Origin of the sequence: Methylophaga sp. UBA3613 (assembly GCF_002375415.1) — a bacterium.
Classification (GTDB): Bacteria; Pseudomonadota; Gammaproteobacteria; order Nitrosococcales; family Methylophagaceae; genus Methylophaga.
This window is the reverse complement of sequence record NZ_DFLS01000003.1, coordinates 36944-52212: the sequence shown is the minus strand read 5'-3', so window position 1 is coordinate 52212 and position 15269 is coordinate 36944. Positions and strand designations below refer to the sequence as shown.

Sequence of the window (15269 nt, the reverse complement as noted above, 5' to 3'; positions counted from 1 at the left end):
CCTATATCGACAGCGTTTCGAGTTCGGCTGGCAGTATTGCGTCAAAGTCTTCCTGAAGACATGCGTCCATCAATGTATTCCAGCTTTGTTCATCCCACAGCTCAAACTTGTTTCCCTGACCAATCATCACGATATTTTTATCTAAACCTGCGAATTCACGTAGTTTTGCCGGCAACAAGATGCGACCGTTGCTATCCATTTCACACTCGGTGGCATAGCCGAGCAGCATGCGTTTGAGGCGACGAACCTGAGGATTCAAACTTGGTAGCGCAGATAGTTTTTGTTCAACCGTTTCCCATTCTGGCAGTGGATAAACCTGTAGACAGTGGTCTGAGTGATCGATGGTGATCACCAAACGGCCCTCGCAGCAGACATCAAGATGCTTACGGAACTTGGCTGGAATGGCCATCCGTCCTTTTGCATCCAGATTGAAAGTTGCTACGCCTCGAAACACTGTTAGTCCTCAAATTGAAGGATCCACAAAGATCCACTTTTCCCCACTTTCCGACACTATAGGAGTGCAACATAACGAAGTCAAGCATCAAAATTAAGAAAATCCTCTTTTTACGACAAGGACTTAGCGCAATTTCATGAAAGTGGGGAGAAAGTGGATCAAGGTGAAAACGAGGACTTATTTCTTATCAAAAAACTGGCATCGGAAGTTAAAGTAGATTCTAGAATAAAGGCAGAATTTGACTCGCAGAAAAAATATTTTCAGATGGGTGAAACAGAAAAAGTTTGAGATGGCCGATAAGCCGGGTTCTGTCGTGGACAATCATTCATCTGGGACAGATGTCACCATCTGCCTCAAGCAACCTACCCGGGAACCATGCGGGCCGCATGTCATGCCGAAGCATTTGTTCCTCTATTTGGTCTTGCTCCTGGTGGGGTTTACCATGCCACTTCTGTTACCAGAAGCGCGGTGCGCTCTTACCGCACCCTTTCACCCTTACCTGAACTTACATTCAGGCGGTTTACTCTCTGTTGCACTGGCCGTGGACTTACGTCCCCCAGGCGTTACCTGGCACCTTACCCTTTGGAGCCCGGACTTTCCTCACTTTTGCAAGCGCGATTGTCTGGCCATCTCAACGCACTATTTTACCGGAGCAGCATTATTTTTGCTGAAGTTTCAACGCCATTTCATAGGCTTTGTTTTTCTTGATACCGAGAATGGAGGCTGTAATGGCAGCAGCCTGTTTTAAAGACACCTCATCTAGCAGGATTTGTAACACTCTGACCTCTTCCGCCTCATCGCTATCGACAACTGCCGCCTGCCCCTCAACCAGCAACACAATCTCGCCTTTTTGGTGATTAGCATCATTGATAACAACGTCCACTAACTCTGCCAAAGGCAAGGTGACAATGGTTTCAAACATTTTGGTCAGCTCACGTGCCAGACAGGCTTTTCGATCGCCACCAAAGACTGTCAACATATCCTGCAAACTGGCTACCATGCGTTTAGGGCTTTCATAAAAAATCAGCGTACGGGGCTCATTTGCCAGACTTTTTAGGGCCTGGAGGCGTGCGGTCGATTTTGGTGGTAAAAAGCCTTCAAAGGCAAAGCGTTCTGCAGATAATCCTGAAGCGGATAACGCAGCGATAACGGCACACGCGCCCGGAATAGGAATTACTTTAATTCCCTGTTCACGCGCCATATTGACCAATCTATAACCAGGATCACTGATTAAGGGTGTGCCGGCATCCGAAATCAGAGCAATTGATTCACCTGCGGCAATGCGTGATAACAATAATTCACTGCGTTGCTGTTCATTGTGTTCATGCAATGAAATAGTGGAGGTTTCAATTCCATGATGCTGCAACAGATATTTGCTATGGCGGGTATCTTCAGCGGCAATCACATCTACTGAGGACAGAACTTCAATAGCGCGCGCTGAAATATCCGCCAGATTTCCAATTGGGGTGGCAACGATATAAAGTGCGGCTGTTGTATCTTTCACGGTAACTATCCTGAAAAAAAATATTGATTCTGGTCGTAATATACGCGAACAGGTAAGATGATGCCTTCTCCGAACTAAATTTGATGTAGCTTATGACGCAACGATTTTCCGCCCTGTTTATGTTGTTGGTATTACTGGCTTTAACCGCCTGCCAACCGATATCAATGGATACCAAACCATCAGCCCCAGAGATGACGTCGTTAATTTCTGAAGCAGAAAAACAGGGGGATTATGCGGTTGCTGCAGAAGATTATCTTGCCCAAGCAGCGGAATCTGAAGGTGCACTCAAATCGGCATTTCAATATCGCGCGGCAATGATGCAGTATGAGTTAGGTGAACTGGCTGAAGCAGATGCACTGCTCGCTGAAACCAACCTCGAACAACTTTCCTCACGTGAACAACTCACAGCCAATATGCTGCGCGCAGATATCGCCTTATTGAATCTGGATGGTCAGCAAGCACTAACCCATTTGGACAAGATTGATTTTGACAGTGCCAATGAAGCACAACAAAAACGCATTCTGGAACTGAGAATCACCGCTTACGATTTGACTGAAAACATGCTGGAAAAGGCTCTGGCTCATATCAAGTTAGATCCAATGCTGCCTGAGAGCGAACGGGAAAATAACCATCTCGCGTTGTGGCAGACATTACTGAAAATGACTCCACAGGCATTGGATTTATACAATCCTGGCCAACCACCCGCTGAAGATAGTGGTTGGTTTGCTCTGGCGTATGCCTTTAAGGCTTATGAAAATAATCCCGAAGCCATGGAAGTTGCGATTGAAGACTGGCAATACAGTTATCCAAATCACCCGGCTGATATTGAACAATTAAAAAAATCTATCAAAACGCCTCTTCGCCTTCCTCAACAACTGGATTTGATTGGTATCCTGTTACCTGATTCCGGCCCGGCGGCAAACGCTGCTCAAGCTATTCGTCAGGGCATCATTGCTGCCCATTTCAACGCTCGTTCCAATGTACGTTTGCAATTTTACGATGTTCAAACCGGTAACAATGCTAATTCCAATAACGTGATATCACAATACGATAAAGCCGTTACTGATGGTGCAAATATCGTTATTGGGCCGCTGGATAAAACCTCCGTTGAGTTGCTTGCGGCACATGACACATTAACGATTCCTGTGCTGGCTCTTAACCGAATCAATGAAGATATTGAGCAGAATAATTTTTTCCAGTTTGCTCTGGCGCCTGAAGATGATGCACGAAACCAGGCGGAATATGCCAATAAAATGGGATATAAACGGGCAATTGTCTTAAGTCCCCGCAGTGATTGGGGGGACAGGGTTGCTGAAGCATTTACCAATGAATGGCGCGATTCAGGCGGGCAACTTGTCACTCGTGCTAAATATGATGAAGCAGAAAATGACTATTCTCATATTCTGACACCAATATTGGGAGTAGACAGCAGTGTTCAGCGTTACCAAAACCTGCGTCGCACACTGGGGAAATCCCTGGAATTCGAACCAAGAAGACGTCAGGATGTAGATTTTCTGTTTATGGTGGGCAGGCCTTTAAAAGCACGCCAGCTATTAACCCAGTTACGTTTTCACCGCTCAGGTAAATTGCCAATTCTCGCTACATCCCATGCCTATGGTGGTGAGGCTAATGCACAACAGGATATTGATCTGAATGGGTTAATTTTTACCGATATTCCCTGGATGTTTACCGAGCAATCACAACAGGATCCTGCCTATACTGCTGTGCGTCGACAGGCCTCTGGTGATGTCGGCAGCTTTATCCGTTTAGCAGCATTGGGGGTTGATGCCTATCGCATGATTCCTTTCCTGACAGCGATGAGTGGTTCAGAAGATGAAAAATATAATGGAGCCACAGGGATACTGACTATTAATGAACAGGGTCAGATTGAACGTACTATGTCCTTTGCCACCATACGTAATGGATTGATTGAACCATTAAACATTGAATAAAGCCTATGGCAGAACATCTCCAGTCTGGTAAGCAGGCAGAACAATTAGCCTGTAACTACCTGGAAAAGCAGGGTTTAAAGCTTGTGCAGCGAAATTTTTATTGTCGTCGGGGTGAGATTGATTTGATCATGCAGGATGGACAAACCTTAGTCTTTATTGAGGTGCGTTATCGTCGTAATGGTTATCATGGAAGCGCTCTGGAAAGTATTACAAGCCGTAAACAATCACGTATCATCACCACAGCCCAACATTATCTGATGCAATCGGGATGGGCACACAACTGTCGATTTGATGCCATCGCCATCACCGCAAATCAACCCGATCAAATATTATGGATTCGCGATGCTTTTCAACTAAACTAACAGCATTTTTCAGCACCCACCCAACGAGGAAAATATTCATGTACCAATTCAGACTGGTTTTCTTACTGATACCCATTTTATTGTTGCAAGCCTGTGCAGCAGCAGTTGTGGGCGGTGCAGCTACCACGGCTGCGGTTGCCTATGACCGTCGGACAGCAGGCGCCATCCTTGACGACCAAAGCATCGAAATCAAAGCCAAATATGCCATTTTCCAGGATAAAGATCTCTATAACCAGAGCAATATTAATGTGACCAGTTATAACGGCTTCGTATTGCTCTCCGGCGAAACACCTACTGAATCACTTAAACAAAAAGCTACTACTTTGGTTAAAGATATTCCTAAAGTACGCAAAGTCTACAATGAGCTGGCGATTTCAGGCCCTAGCGCTTTAACTTCCCGTAGCAGCGACAGCTGGATCACCACCAAGTTAAAAACAAAAATGACCCAGGACGAAAATGTTGACCCTTTTTATGTGAAAGTAGTGACAGAAAGAGGCATCGTTTATCTTATGGGTAAACTCACCAAGGCTGAGGCAGATCAGGCTGTAGCCGTTGCTCGCTCTACCAAGGGTGTATTACGCGTAGTAAAAATATTCGAATATATAGATTGATTAATCTGTGTCATCAAAGCCCCTCTCCGAGGGGCTTTTTTTTAAAACGGTTTCACTACGGCCAGGATCATTACAGCAATTAAAATCAGTACAGGCATTTCGTTAAACCAGCGATAAAACACGTGACTGTGTTGATTTTTATCCGCGGCAAACTGTTTAAGCATTCGTCCACACATACCATGATATGCAAACAGTAATACCACCAGCGTTAGTTTGGCATGCAACCAGTGCATGGATTTTAATTGCTCCAGCGTGTAATAACTCATCAGCCAGATCCCCAGAACCAAAGCAACAATGGCACTTGGTGTCATGATGCCCCGGTAGAGTTTGCGCTCCATAATTTTAAAACGATCCCTGCCTTCCTGGTCTTCACACATGGCGTGGTACACATACAGCCTTGGTAAATAAAACAATGCGGCAAACCAGGTGACAACCGCCATTAAATGGAACGCTTTTACCCATAACATCTGCTATGACTCCTTATCAAAAAGAATGATAGTATCAGTCATATTAAACTGGAGATCACCGATGTCGGATGAACGAAGATATTTTAGTCGAATCCCTTTTACGGCGAATGCTCATATTTTAACGACTGAGGGTGATATGTATCTGAATTGTCGGGTCATTGATGTGTCACTTAATGGGCTGTTGATTGGCCGGCCAGAAAACTGGGCAGGCAAACTGACAGATCATTTTACCGTTGATTTGTTGCTCGACGAGGCACAGGTGGTGATTAAAATGCAGGCAGAAATGGCGCATATGGATGCCAACAGCATCGGTTTTCATTGCAAACTAATCGACCTTGACAGCATTACCCACCTGAAAAAACTGGTGGAATTAAATCTCGCTGACGAAGGCTTACTGCATCGCGAACTCTCGGCCTTAGTGGATATGCCCGAAAACTGAAGCCGTAATTACAACCAGCCATCTTTCAGTGCGTCAATGGCCTGTTGCAAATGATGTACAGCAATAACTTTAAGCCCTGGAATTGCTTTTCTTGGCGCATTGGCTGCAGGAACAAGTGCCACTTTAAAGCCATGTTTTCCTGCATCACGGATCCGTTCTTCCCCGGCCTGAACTGGCCGAATTTCTCCGGTTAGCCCCACTTCACCAAACACCACCCAGTCCTGCGGTATGGCTTTATTTCGTAAACTGGAAATCACCGCTGTCAGCACTGCCAGATCGGCACCGGTTTCGCTTAATTTCACGCCACCCACAACATTGATAAATACATCCTGATCATGGCAGGTAATACCACCATGTCTGTGTAGAATTGCCAATAACATGGCCAGACGATTTTGTTCCAGGCCGACTGAAACACGTCGTGGATTGCCCAACGGACTTTCATCAACCAGAGCCTGGACTTCAACCAGCATTGGCCGGCTGCCTTCTCGAATCACTGTAATCATACTGCCAGGAACGGCTTTTTCGCCTCGCGACAGAAATATCGCTGAAGGATTACTGACTTCTTTCAGGCCCAGCTCGGTCATGGCAAATACGCCGAGTTCATTGACCGCGCCAAAGCGGTTTTTGACAGCACGTAAAATACGGAACCGTGTCGAACTGTCACCTTCAAAATACAATACGGTATCAACCATATGCTCCAAAACCCTTGGCCCGGCTAAAGCTCCTTGCTTGGTAACATGTCCCACCAGAATCATCGTGATGCCACTGGATTTGGCAAACCTTACCAACTGGGCTGCACTTTCACGCACCTGTGCCACTGTTCCGGGCGCCGATTGCAACAATTCGGTAAATACCGTTTGAATCGAATCAATAACCATCACCTGCGGTTGACGCTGATGAGCAATAGCCATCATTTGTTCGGCATGAGTCTCTGCCAGTAAATCAACCGGGGTTTCCTGCAACTGTAAGCGTTCAGCACGCAAACGAATTTGCTGTAACGATTCTTCCCCACTGATATAAAGCGGATTAATACCACTAAGCTCGGCCATACTAGCCATAGCTTGCAGTAATAGAGTTGACTTACCAATCCCGGGATCGCCACCAATAAGCACGACAGAACCGGTTACCAGCCCGCCACCCAGAACCCGATCCAATTCCGGCAGTCCGGTAGACCAACGCACTGCCTGTTCAGAAGTAATGCTTTTTAATGCCTGTACAGTATTTTGTTGCTGGCCGGCATAACCCGTATGTTTGTTCATTGCCGTAGAAGGTTTGGCGCTACTCTGCACGGATTCTTCAAGACTGTTCCATGCACCGCAATCTGCACAGCGCCCAGCCCATTGTGGGGTCTGAGCGCCACACTCACGGCAGACATACACTCGCTTGGCTTTAGCCATTCAAATATTCCCTTTGAACTCTCGGTGTCACACAGGTTAATAATTCATAGGGTATGGTTCCGGCTTTATCGGCTAACCATTCAACCGCCAACTCGTTGGCCCCCCAGATAATCACCTCATCATCCAGTTGCGCCTGGGGACAATCATTCAGATTGACGCAGACGGTATCCATCGAGACGCGACCAATAATCGGCACATCTTTACCTCGAATCAAGACTTTGCCAAGATTGGATAAATGACGACTGTAGCCATCACCGTAACCGATGCTGACCACGCCCATACGCACGGGTTTATCAGCGGTCCACTGACCGCCATAGCCGACTTCATCCCCAGCTTTTAATTGCTGCGTCGCAATCAATTTGGAGATCAATTGCATGACCGGCTTGAGTCCAACATCAGCCCCTGATTTATTGGCAAATGGTGAGGCGCCATACAACATCAGACCGGGCCTTATCCAGTCATAATGCGATTCAGGCAAACTTATAATCGCTGCTGAATTAGCCATACACACTGGCAAGCCTGTTGTTTCAGCCAGATTTTTCATAACCGTTAATTGTTGAATATTACGTCCATCATTTAATACATCCGAGTTGGCAAAATGACTCATTAAACCAAGCTTGCTCACCAGATCTGAACGTTGTTCAAGTGCATCAATAATCTTTATTACGTCCTGTTGCGGTAAACCTAGACGGTGCATACCGGTTTCCAACATCAGCCATAAAAAAGGTAATGGCTGATGGATTTGCGCTTTTAATAAAAACTCAAGATGCTGTTGCTGATGCAAGACCGGCGTCAACTCAAATTCAGCAGCCAACTGCCATTCTTCTAGGGTGCTGACACCTTCAAAAATGGTAATCGGCTGGACAAATCCATGTTTTCGTAAGGTTAATGCTTCACTAAATCGGGCCACTGCAAATGCATCACTTTGCATGAGCGCCTGAGCAACCTGAATGACGCCGTGCCCGTAAGCATCAGCTTTAATGACCGACATCACTTTACTGTTTGGGGCGAAATGACGAACTTGTTGCAGATTATGTTTCAGTGCTGCCAGATCGATTCGGGCAAACGGATAGCGACTCACGATTCATTATCACCGTAATCTTGGTAGTACGCAGGGGCAAAGTTTTCAAACCGGGTGTATTTGCCCTGAAAGGTTAATGCCACGGTGCCAATAGGACCGTTACGCTGTTTACTGATGATGATTTCAGCTTTGCCTTTTTCTGCAGAATCTTCGTTATACACTTCATCACGATAGATAAACACAATGATATCGGCATCCTGCTCAATCGCACCTGACTCACGTAGATCCGACATAACCGGACGTTTATTTGGTCGCTGCTCCAGTGAACGGTTTAACTGGGATAACGCAATCACCGGCACATTGAGCTCTTTGGCCAGTGCTTTTAATGAACGGGAAATTTCTGAAATCTCATTGGTACGATTTTCTGCCTGACGACCGTTGGCACTGCCACTCATTAGCTGCAGGTAATCGACAATGATCAAACTCAGGCCATGCTCACGTTTTAAACGTCTCGCCCGGGCTCTCAGTTCAGAGGGAGTCAAACCACCGGTATCATCAATAAACAACGGAGCTTCATTTAATAACGCTATGGCTGAGGTTAAGCGTGGCCAGTCATCATCGTTTAATCGACCAGTACGTAAACGATGCTGATCGATTCGACCTAGCGAAGACAACATCCGCATTGCTAATGAGTCAGCAGGCATTTCCATACTGAATACGGCAACGGGCTGTTTGCTGTGAATCGCGGCATTTTCAGCAATATTCATTGCAAAGGTGGTTTTACCCATCGACGGTCGACCAGCGATAATGACCAGATCGGCAGGCTGTAAACCAGATGTCTGATCATCAAAATCAATAAAGCCGGTTGGTAAACCGGTGATACCGCTATCCTGTTCAAACAGCGTATCAATTTTATCGACGACCTTACTCAGAACATCTTTGACCTGAATAAACCCCCCGCCACGTTTGGCACCTTTTTCTGCGATTTCAAAAACGCGTCGCTCAGCAGTATCGAGCATTTCTTCGCTATTACGGCCTTCAGGCGTAAATGCCATATTAGCAATATTATTACCAATCTGGATAAGCTGACGCAGAATCGAACGTTCACGAACGATCGAGGCGTAGGCTTTGATATTTGCAGCACTGGGAGTATTGCGCGCTAAGGCACCGAGATAAGCCAATTCACCGACTTTATCCAGTTCACCGCGCTGATTGTGCCATTCTGCCAACGTGATCACGTCTACAGGATTGGCTTGTTCCATTAATTCGGCTATGCCACGGAAAATAAGTTGATGGTCGTGACGATAGAAGTCCTGCTCAACCAGGAGATCAGATACCTGTTCCCAGGCACTGTTATCAAGCATCAAGCCGCCTAAGACCGATTGTTCAGCTTCAACTGAATGCGGCGGGACCTTCAGGGCCTGAGTTGCGCTGTCTTGATAGCTTTCTGGATAAGTTATCTGTTCCACAGCATTCGTCCAAGCTGGTTAAACAAGCATTTGATTCAATATTAGCGAATCACAAAATTACTGGGACATGGAACACCATGTCCCAATTTTTAACTAATTTTTACTGCTCTTGCTCTTTGGCAATCGCTTCTGCTTCTTCACGTGCAGCATCACGTGCTTTACGAGCTTCTTCAGCAGCAGCAATGGCAGCCAGCTCAGCTTCAGAAGTGATATTGACTTTCACACTCACAACAACATCAGCATGCAATTGCACATCAATGTTGTATTCACCAGTGTGGCGTAAAGGCCCTGTTGGTAAACGGACTTCATTACGGTCTACATCAGCGCCTTTTGCATTGACCGCATCAGCGATTTCTGCAGCAGTAACCGAACCGAATAATTTACCTTCAACACCAGCGTTAGCCATGATATCGACTTCACCAGCTGCAACCAGCTTTTTCTCACGTTCCTGAGCTGCAGTAAGTAATTTGGCAGCAGCCGCTTCAAGTTCAGCGCGACGAGCTTCAAATTTTTCTCTGTTGTTTTTGTTGGCAGGCAAAGCCTTACCCGCAGGAACCAGGAAGTTACGACCATAGCCAGCTTTTACACTAACTTCATCACCCAGATTACCCAGCTTTTGAACTTTTTCCAGCAAAATTACTTGCATCGTTCTAACCCTCATTCGCAGTCTCAGACTGCTTATAAAATAACCGCGTTACGCGATTGCGCGTTTGCGAAAATTAAACCATTGTTCCAATATGCCCAGTGTGGCAGTTAAAATCATCATTTGTGGCAGCATTAACACCATCAGCACATACATTACGACTAACCAGGCGACCGACTTTTGTTTCAATCGAACGATTGCATGTGCAACCGCAATACCTTGTAATGCAAAAAGCACTAACAGCACCGGTAAACAATCAACCAGCAACGTCAAAGACCCCGCCATTCCAGTCAGGGAAAGCCCCATCAAGACGGCTGTCACAGTCGCCAGTGTTTTACCCAGAGTAATCTGAGTAAACTCACTGCCAAATGCACCCTCGTTATATAACGAGGCTTGCCATGCACGGCCAATCAAAATGCCCAGAATAATATTGACACTTACTGCTGCGGCAATCAGACCGGTCATCATGCTGGCCATTTGTACCAGAAAGTTTTGCGTTTCTGTGGCGTTCATCTGCCAACCGGATTGTTCAGATAGTAATTGAACAAATGGTGTCAGCATTTCCTGCCACCACAATGCCGGATTAGGCAAAAAGATATGTGATATCAGTACCACCAGAATACCGACTCCGGCCGCAGCCAGAAGCGCCCGTTCCAAAGAACGACTGTAACCCAGCACCAGGGTCACCAGATAAGCCGGTAACCAACTGGTCAGCAATAACGCCAATGCAATCCAGAGTTGTCCGAATAACAGTCCGGCGACGGCAGCAAACACTACCAAGGTTGCGGCCATTACCCGGAGGCCTTCTTGAGGGCCTACACGTAATGTGGCCAGCACAATTACCCCGCTAGCGAGATAATTGAGTGGTGGGAGCAACATTGCAGCGACCGATAGCAAAGCAGCTGCCAAAGCAGCCTGCCAGCGACCTTTCATTGCAAAATCAGCGATTCCCCGCAACATAATATTTTGATCTTAACCTTACAACTGAAAAGCTAAATTACTTGTGCATGTCACAGTAAGGCAGCAATGCCAGAAACCGTGCACGTTTGACACAAGTTGACAGCTGACGCTGGAAACGAGCTTTAGTACCGGTAATACGACTTGGAACGATCTTGCCTGTTTCAGTAACGAAATTCTTAAGCAGGTTTACGTCTTTATAATCGATTTGTTTCACACCTTCAGCGGTGAAACGACAAAATTTTCTACGTCTGAAAAAACGTGCCATCGTGATATCTCCTGATTAGGCTTTTGAAGCGGGTTTTTCGTCGTCTTTGCGCATCATAGGAGAAGCTTCTGTAACAGCTTCGTCCATGCTGACAACAAGGTGACGGATAACGGCATCATTAAAACGGAAAGCAGTTGTGACTTCGTTCAATTGCTCAACATCACATTCAACATTCATCAACACATAATGTGCTTTGTGAACTTTGTTGATTGGATAGGCCAATTGACGGCGGCCCCAGTCTTCCAGACGGTGAACCTGACCACCAGCAGCGGTCAAAGTTTGGGTATAGCGCTCGATCATACCGGGCACTTGTTCGCTCTGATCAGGGTGGACCAGAAACACGATTTCGTAATGTCTCAATTTGAGCTCCTCACGGTTTATACAGCTTGCTGAAAAATTTCAGAAAGCAAGGAGTTTTACCTATCAAAGGCAATCTGGCATTTTACTTTATTTTACTACCTGCTCACAAGCGGCGTTGACGATCCGCTTCAAATAAGCAGACGCCTGCAGCAACAGATACGTTGAGACTCTCGGCGGCTCCCTGCATCGGGATATACATAACCTGATCACAATGATCTCTGGTCAACCTGCGAATACCCTGCCCTTCAGCTCCCAAGATGATCGCTAACGGCCCCTTGAGATCGGCTTGGTAAAGACTTAACTCGCTCTCCCCAGATGTGCCGACCAGCCAGATCCCTCTTTGCTGCAGATCCCTTAATACCCGCGCAAGATTGGTCACCTGAATAAACGGCAGGCGCTCAGCAGCACCACTGGAAATTTTGATTGCTGTCGGCGTTAACCCTGAGGCACGATCTTTGGGTGCAATCACGGCATGCGCTCCGGCCGCCTCCGCGGTACGCAGACATGCGCCCAGATTATGAGGATCCTGGACACCATCCAGAATCAACAAAAACGGTGTTTGCTGTAAATTATCCAGTATTGTGTCTAGATCCGTTTCATCCAACACAGCTAATGGATGACAGCGGGCAACACAGCCCTGATGACGACTTTCCGGCACCATATCATCCAGTTGATGACGTTGGGTTTTATGTAAACGAATCCCCTGATCGCCAGCCAGCTTGTAAATGGTCTCCACACGTTGATCATGGCGTTCGTCAGCCACCCAGATTTCGGCCACACGTGAAACAGGCGACTCAAGAGCCGCCTGTACCGCATGTAAACCAAAAATCAAATCCTGAGATGGTGCCTGATTTCTTTCTGATGTGCCTTTACGGCGTTTGGTAGGCTTCAGCTTCCTGTCCCTCAACAATAGGTTTAACAATAATTTCTACACGACGATTCAACTGTCGCCCGGCTTCGGTATCATTTGTGGCTCGCGGCTCAAGTTCACCACGGCCCATTGGTACCAGACGTTCTTTCAGCACACCTCGTGACGCAAAGTAGTTTGTTACCGATTGCGCCCGGCGTTCAGAAAGTTGCTGATTATAACTTTCTGAACCTTTGCTGTCGGTATGTCCAATGACATGAATTATCGTTTTCGGATAACGCTGCAACACATCAGCGACTTTATTCAGAGTCGGTTCAAAGGCAGGTTTGATGGCTGAGCTGTCAAAGTCAAAAGAGACTTCATTAGAAATATCAATTTTTAAGGATTCATCCTGCAATTGTTGAATTTGCAATTCATTGCGCGCCTGTTCATCGGCCAGCGCCTGATTCATTTCACGCTGCTGATTATCCATATATCGACCAACACCTGCACCTGCCAGAGTACCTACTGCGGCACCGGCAATAACACCACCAGCTCCATCATCAATCGCGTACCCGATTATTGATCCTGCAGCTGCGCCAATGGCAGCGCCACGCTTAGTTCGCATGTTAGGATCATCTGCGGCACAACCAGACATCATGATTGCGGTTGAGATTGCTGAGACTAATAAAACTTTTTTCATTGTTATGACTCCTCACTATTGCGTTGCATTCTAGACCCTACGTCATATGGTGACTATACTTGTTTTTAATCTTTACATACGAGAACCACTGCTCATGGACCGTGACTTTATTGCTGTCAGAATTGCCATCCTAACGGTTTCAGATACCCGGACTGAATCCGATGATGTATCAGGAAAAACCTTAAAAGACCGTTTGCTTGCTGCAGGCCATGAGCTGGCTGACAAAAAGATTGTTACAGATGATATTTATCAGATACGTTCTGTTATTTCGCAATGGATATGTGACGAAAAGGTGGACGTTATTATCACCACTGGTGGCACAGGACTAACGGGTAGAGATGGCACACCGGAAGCTGTCAGTGTTTTATTTGATAAAGAAATCACCGGTTTTGGTGAGCTGTTCCGGCAGATTTCCTATGACATTATTCGCACATCGACTGTGCAATCCAGAGCAATAGCCGGCGTGGCAAATGGCACGTTTATTTTTTGTCTGCCTGGTTCTTCAGGCGCTTGTAAAAACGCTTGGGATGATATTTTACAATACCAACTGGATGTTCGGCATCGTCCCTGCAATTTTGTTGAACTCATCCCACGATTGCGTGAGACATGATTCAACTGCAATTATTTTCTACCGCTGGTTGTCATTTATGCGAATTAGCGGTGGAGCAAGTTCATAACTTACCAGCTGCTGACAACATTCAATTGCAGATTATCGAAATTGGTGATGATGATCAGCTGGTAGAGCAATATGGCATCCGCATCCCGGTGATTAAATTTTCTGACGATAGTGAATTGAACTGGCCCTTCACACAGCAAGATATTCTGCAGAAAATTGCTGCTGCAGATCTGGAACTTTAAGTCGACTCACCGCTCTTAACTTTACTGTAAGTTAATCGCTCCGGAGTCACTTGATGAAAGCGTTAGTCTGGCCTCTTTTGGTTTTCTGGTCTGTTTCGACACCAATAATTGCCGCCGAATTTCCGGCTATCCCGGGCCAACGTTATGACGTGGGAGGTTACCAGTTACACATCAATTGCACTGGCTCAGGAAGTCCAACCGTTCTGGTGGATGTAGGGCTTGGCGATGATTCTACTGACTGGCTGCCAATTCAGCAGGCAATTTCTCAAAATTCCCGGATTTGTATATTTGATCGTGCCGGCTATGGCTGGAGTGATTTTGGTCCTGCGCCCAGAACCAGCAATAGAATTGCACAAGAACTGGAAATCTTATTAGAGGAAGCCGATATACCTGCTCCATATATTCTGGTTGGACATTCATTTGGTGGATACAATATTCGTATCTTTGCCGCTAACAATCCGGATATGGTTGCCGGCATGGTATTGGTTGACGCATCGCATGAAGATCAATACAACCAGTTTAAAATTAAACTGCCTAATAATTTCAATCGCCGCGGTACGATTATGATTTTGCCCAAATCGACTGACAGCATGGCGCATGCCAATAAGCCACCAATGTTACGTGAACGAGCATTTCATGCTGCCCGAGCAGAAATTTCTGCTCTCGAACAAAGCGCAGTTCAAGTTCAACAGAATTCTGCTATGCCTGTCGTGCCGCTGATTGTCATCAGTCGCGGTAAACCTGAATGGTATGGGGATCTGGTAATGCAGCAACGCGAAAAAACCTGGATTAATCTGCAGCAGGATCTCACGCATTTATCGCCCATCAGCCAACATATGTTTGCCCATCAGAGTGGTCATGCGATTCCCCATGAACAACCCGAAATCATCATTGAAGCCATAGAAAAGGTGCTGACCCAGGCGAACGCCCGCAATATCCTTTAAAAACAGTTATACT

General features: G+C 46.3%; 19 protein-coding genes and 1 other RNA gene. 7 read left to right on the top strand and 13 right to left on the bottom strand.

Going from position 1 to position 15269, the window contains the following annotated elements; all coding sequences use genetic code 11:
- Nucleotide 1 precedes the first annotated feature (1 nt).
- The 3 genes from mraZ to rsmI form a co-directional block, all read right to left on the bottom strand.
- Nucleotides 2-454 (bottom strand): division/cell wall cluster transcriptional repressor MraZ, encoded by a 453-nt coding sequence (mraZ, locus tag B3S93_RS01780; RefSeq protein ID WP_292357825.1) that lies wholly within the window; start codon nucleotides 452-454, stop codon nucleotides 2-4.
- Nucleotides 455-735: 281 nt separating this feature from the next.
- Nucleotides 736-1088: RNase P RNA component class A (rnpB, locus tag B3S93_RS01775), an RNA gene on the bottom strand.
- Between the two features lie 24 nt (nucleotides 1089-1112).
- Nucleotides 1113-1958, bottom strand: coding sequence for a 16S rRNA (cytidine(1402)-2'-O)-methyltransferase (gene rsmI / locus B3S93_RS01770; protein WP_292357823.1), 846 nt, complete (start codon nucleotides 1956-1958; stop codon nucleotides 1113-1115).
- A 92-nt stretch (nucleotides 1959-2050) separates the two neighbouring features.
- Between rsmI and B3S93_RS01765 the strand changes: the two genes are divergently transcribed.
- The 3 genes from B3S93_RS01765 to B3S93_RS01755 are packed head-to-tail and all read left to right on the top strand — an operon-like array spanning nucleotide 2051 to nucleotide 4883.
- Entirely contained in the window at nucleotides 2051-3910 is a 1860-nt protein-coding gene (locus tag B3S93_RS01765; RefSeq protein WP_292404033.1) for a penicillin-binding protein activator, read from the top strand.
- A 5-nt stretch (nucleotides 3911-3915) separates the two neighbouring features.
- On the top strand, nucleotides 3916-4272 hold the full coding sequence (locus B3S93_RS01760; RefSeq protein ID WP_292357820.1) for a YraN family protein: 357 nt from the start codon (nucleotides 3916-3918) through the stop codon (nucleotides 4270-4272).
- Between the two features lie 38 nt (nucleotides 4273-4310).
- Entirely contained in the window at nucleotides 4311-4883 is a 573-nt protein-coding gene (locus B3S93_RS01755) for a BON domain-containing protein (protein ID WP_292357818.1), read from the top strand.
- A gap of 41 nt (nucleotides 4884-4924) precedes the next feature.
- On the opposite strand, the gene hemJ is transcribed toward B3S93_RS01755, so the two are convergent.
- Entirely contained in the window at nucleotides 4925-5350 is a 426-nt protein-coding gene (hemJ, locus tag B3S93_RS01750) for a protoporphyrinogen oxidase HemJ (protein ID WP_292357816.1), read from the bottom strand.
- 61 nt (nucleotides 5351-5411) lie between these two features.
- Between hemJ and B3S93_RS01745 the strand changes: the two genes are divergently transcribed.
- Nucleotides 5412-5789, top strand: a complete 378-nt coding sequence (locus B3S93_RS01745) for a PilZ domain-containing protein (RefSeq protein WP_292357815.1) — start codon at nucleotides 5412-5414, stop codon at nucleotides 5787-5789.
- An 8-nt stretch (nucleotides 5790-5797) separates the two neighbouring features.
- Here the strand turns inward: B3S93_RS01745 and radA are convergent, their stop codons facing one another.
- From radA to B3S93_RS01700, 9 genes are all read right to left on the bottom strand, one after another.
- A complete protein-coding gene (gene radA / locus B3S93_RS01740) occupies nucleotides 5798-7186 on the bottom strand; it encodes a DNA repair protein RadA (RefSeq protein WP_292357813.1) in 1389 nt (462 codons plus the stop codon).
- Nucleotides 7179-8267, bottom strand: coding sequence for an alanine racemase (alr, locus tag B3S93_RS01735; protein ID WP_292404036.1), 1089 nt, complete (start codon nucleotides 8265-8267; stop codon nucleotides 7179-7181). Before alr ends, radA begins: the two co-directional genes overlap by 8 nt.
- The gene (gene dnaB, locus B3S93_RS01730) at nucleotides 8264-9676 is read right to left on the bottom strand and encodes a replicative DNA helicase (protein ID WP_014706209.1); all 1413 of its coding nucleotides are present in this window, start codon (nucleotides 9674-9676) and stop codon (nucleotides 8264-8266) included. Before dnaB ends, alr begins: the two co-directional genes overlap by 4 nt.
- A 100-nt stretch (nucleotides 9677-9776) precedes the next feature.
- On the bottom strand, nucleotides 9777-10322 hold the full coding sequence (gene rplI / locus B3S93_RS01725; protein ID WP_349676187.1) for a 50S ribosomal protein L9: 546 nt from the start codon (nucleotides 10320-10322) through the stop codon (nucleotides 9777-9779).
- Between the two features lie 48 nt (nucleotides 10323-10370).
- Nucleotides 10371-11279: a DUF2232 domain-containing protein gene (locus B3S93_RS01720; RefSeq protein ID WP_292357808.1), complete on the bottom strand. Its 909-nt coding sequence runs from the start codon at nucleotides 11277-11279 to the stop codon at nucleotides 10371-10373.
- A 37-nt stretch (nucleotides 11280-11316) separates the two neighbouring features.
- Nucleotides 11317-11544 carry a 30S ribosomal protein S18 gene (gene rpsR, locus B3S93_RS01715; protein WP_292357806.1) on the bottom strand — a complete coding sequence of 76 codons (228 nt, stop codon included), beginning with the start codon at nucleotides 11542-11544 and terminating at the stop codon, nucleotides 11317-11319.
- A 15-nt stretch (nucleotides 11545-11559) separates the two neighbouring features.
- Nucleotides 11560-11904: a 30S ribosomal protein S6 gene (rpsF, locus tag B3S93_RS01710; RefSeq protein ID WP_292357805.1), complete on the bottom strand. Its 345-nt coding sequence runs from the start codon at nucleotides 11902-11904 to the stop codon at nucleotides 11560-11562.
- A 103-nt stretch (nucleotides 11905-12007) separates the two neighbouring features.
- Nucleotides 12008-12736, bottom strand: coding sequence for a 23S rRNA (guanosine(2251)-2'-O)-methyltransferase RlmB (gene rlmB / locus B3S93_RS01705; RefSeq protein WP_292358134.1), 729 nt, complete (start codon nucleotides 12734-12736; stop codon nucleotides 12008-12010).
- A gap of 37 nt (nucleotides 12737-12773) precedes the next feature.
- Nucleotides 12774-13454 (bottom strand): OmpA family protein, encoded by a 681-nt coding sequence (locus B3S93_RS01700; protein ID WP_292357804.1) that lies wholly within the window; start codon nucleotides 13452-13454, stop codon nucleotides 12774-12776.
- 94 nt (nucleotides 13455-13548) lie between these two features.
- Between B3S93_RS01700 and moaB the strand changes: the two genes are divergently transcribed.
- The 3 genes from moaB to B3S93_RS01685 are packed head-to-tail and all read left to right on the top strand — an operon-like array spanning nucleotide 13549 to nucleotide 15256.
- Nucleotides 13549-14064, top strand: a complete 516-nt coding sequence (gene moaB / locus B3S93_RS01695; RefSeq protein WP_292357802.1) for a molybdenum cofactor biosynthesis protein B — start codon at nucleotides 13549-13551, stop codon at nucleotides 14062-14064.
- Nucleotides 14061-14312: a glutaredoxin family protein gene (locus B3S93_RS01690; protein ID WP_292357801.1), complete on the top strand. Its 252-nt coding sequence runs from the start codon at nucleotides 14061-14063 to the stop codon at nucleotides 14310-14312. The genes moaB and B3S93_RS01690 overlap by 4 nt, the downstream gene beginning before the upstream one ends.
- 53 nt (nucleotides 14313-14365) lie before the next feature.
- Nucleotides 14366-15256 (top strand): alpha/beta fold hydrolase, encoded by an 891-nt coding sequence (locus tag B3S93_RS01685; RefSeq protein ID WP_292357799.1) that lies wholly within the window; start codon nucleotides 14366-14368, stop codon nucleotides 15254-15256.
- Nucleotides 15257-15269 lie beyond the last annotated feature (13 nt).

Coding starts and splice junctions, on each gene's coding strand:
- B3S93_RS01765 (WP_292404033.1), top strand. CDS start 2,051: ATGACGCAACGATTTTCCGCCCTGTTTATGTTGTTGGTATTACTGGCT.
- B3S93_RS01700 (WP_292357804.1), bottom strand. CDS start 13,454: ATGAAAAAAGTTTTATTAGTCTCAGCAATCTCAACCGCAATCATGATG.
- B3S93_RS01720 (WP_292357808.1), bottom strand. CDS start 11,279: ATGTTGCGGGGAATCGCTGATTTTGCAATGAAAGGTCGCTGGCAGGCT.
- B3S93_RS01745 (WP_292357815.1), top strand. CDS start 5,412: ATGTCGGATGAACGAAGATATTTTAGTCGAATCCCTTTTACGGCGAAT.
- moaB (WP_292357802.1), top strand. CDS start 13,549: ATGGACCGTGACTTTATTGCTGTCAGAATTGCCATCCTAACGGTTTCA.
- B3S93_RS01760 (WP_292357820.1), top strand. CDS start 3,916: ATGGCAGAACATCTCCAGTCTGGTAAGCAGGCAGAACAATTAGCCTGT.
- rpsR (WP_292357806.1), bottom strand. CDS start 11,544: ATGGCACGTTTTTTCAGACGTAGAAAATTTTGTCGTTTCACCGCTGAA.
- hemJ (WP_292357816.1), bottom strand. CDS start 5,350: ATGTTATGGGTAAAAGCGTTCCATTTAATGGCGGTTGTCACCTGGTTT.
- B3S93_RS01685 (WP_292357799.1), top strand. CDS start 14,366: ATGAAAGCGTTAGTCTGGCCTCTTTTGGTTTTCTGGTCTGTTTCGACA.
- rplI (WP_349676187.1), bottom strand. CDS start 10,322: ATGCAAGTAATTTTGCTGGAAAAAGTTCAAAAGCTGGGTAATCTGGGT.
- B3S93_RS01690 (WP_292357801.1), top strand. CDS start 14,061: ATGATTCAACTGCAATTATTTTCTACCGCTGGTTGTCATTTATGCGAA.
- B3S93_RS01755 (WP_292357818.1), top strand. CDS start 4,311: ATGTACCAATTCAGACTGGTTTTCTTACTGATACCCATTTTATTGTTG.
- radA (WP_292357813.1), bottom strand. CDS start 7,186: ATGGCTAAAGCCAAGCGAGTGTATGTCTGCCGTGAGTGTGGCGCTCAG.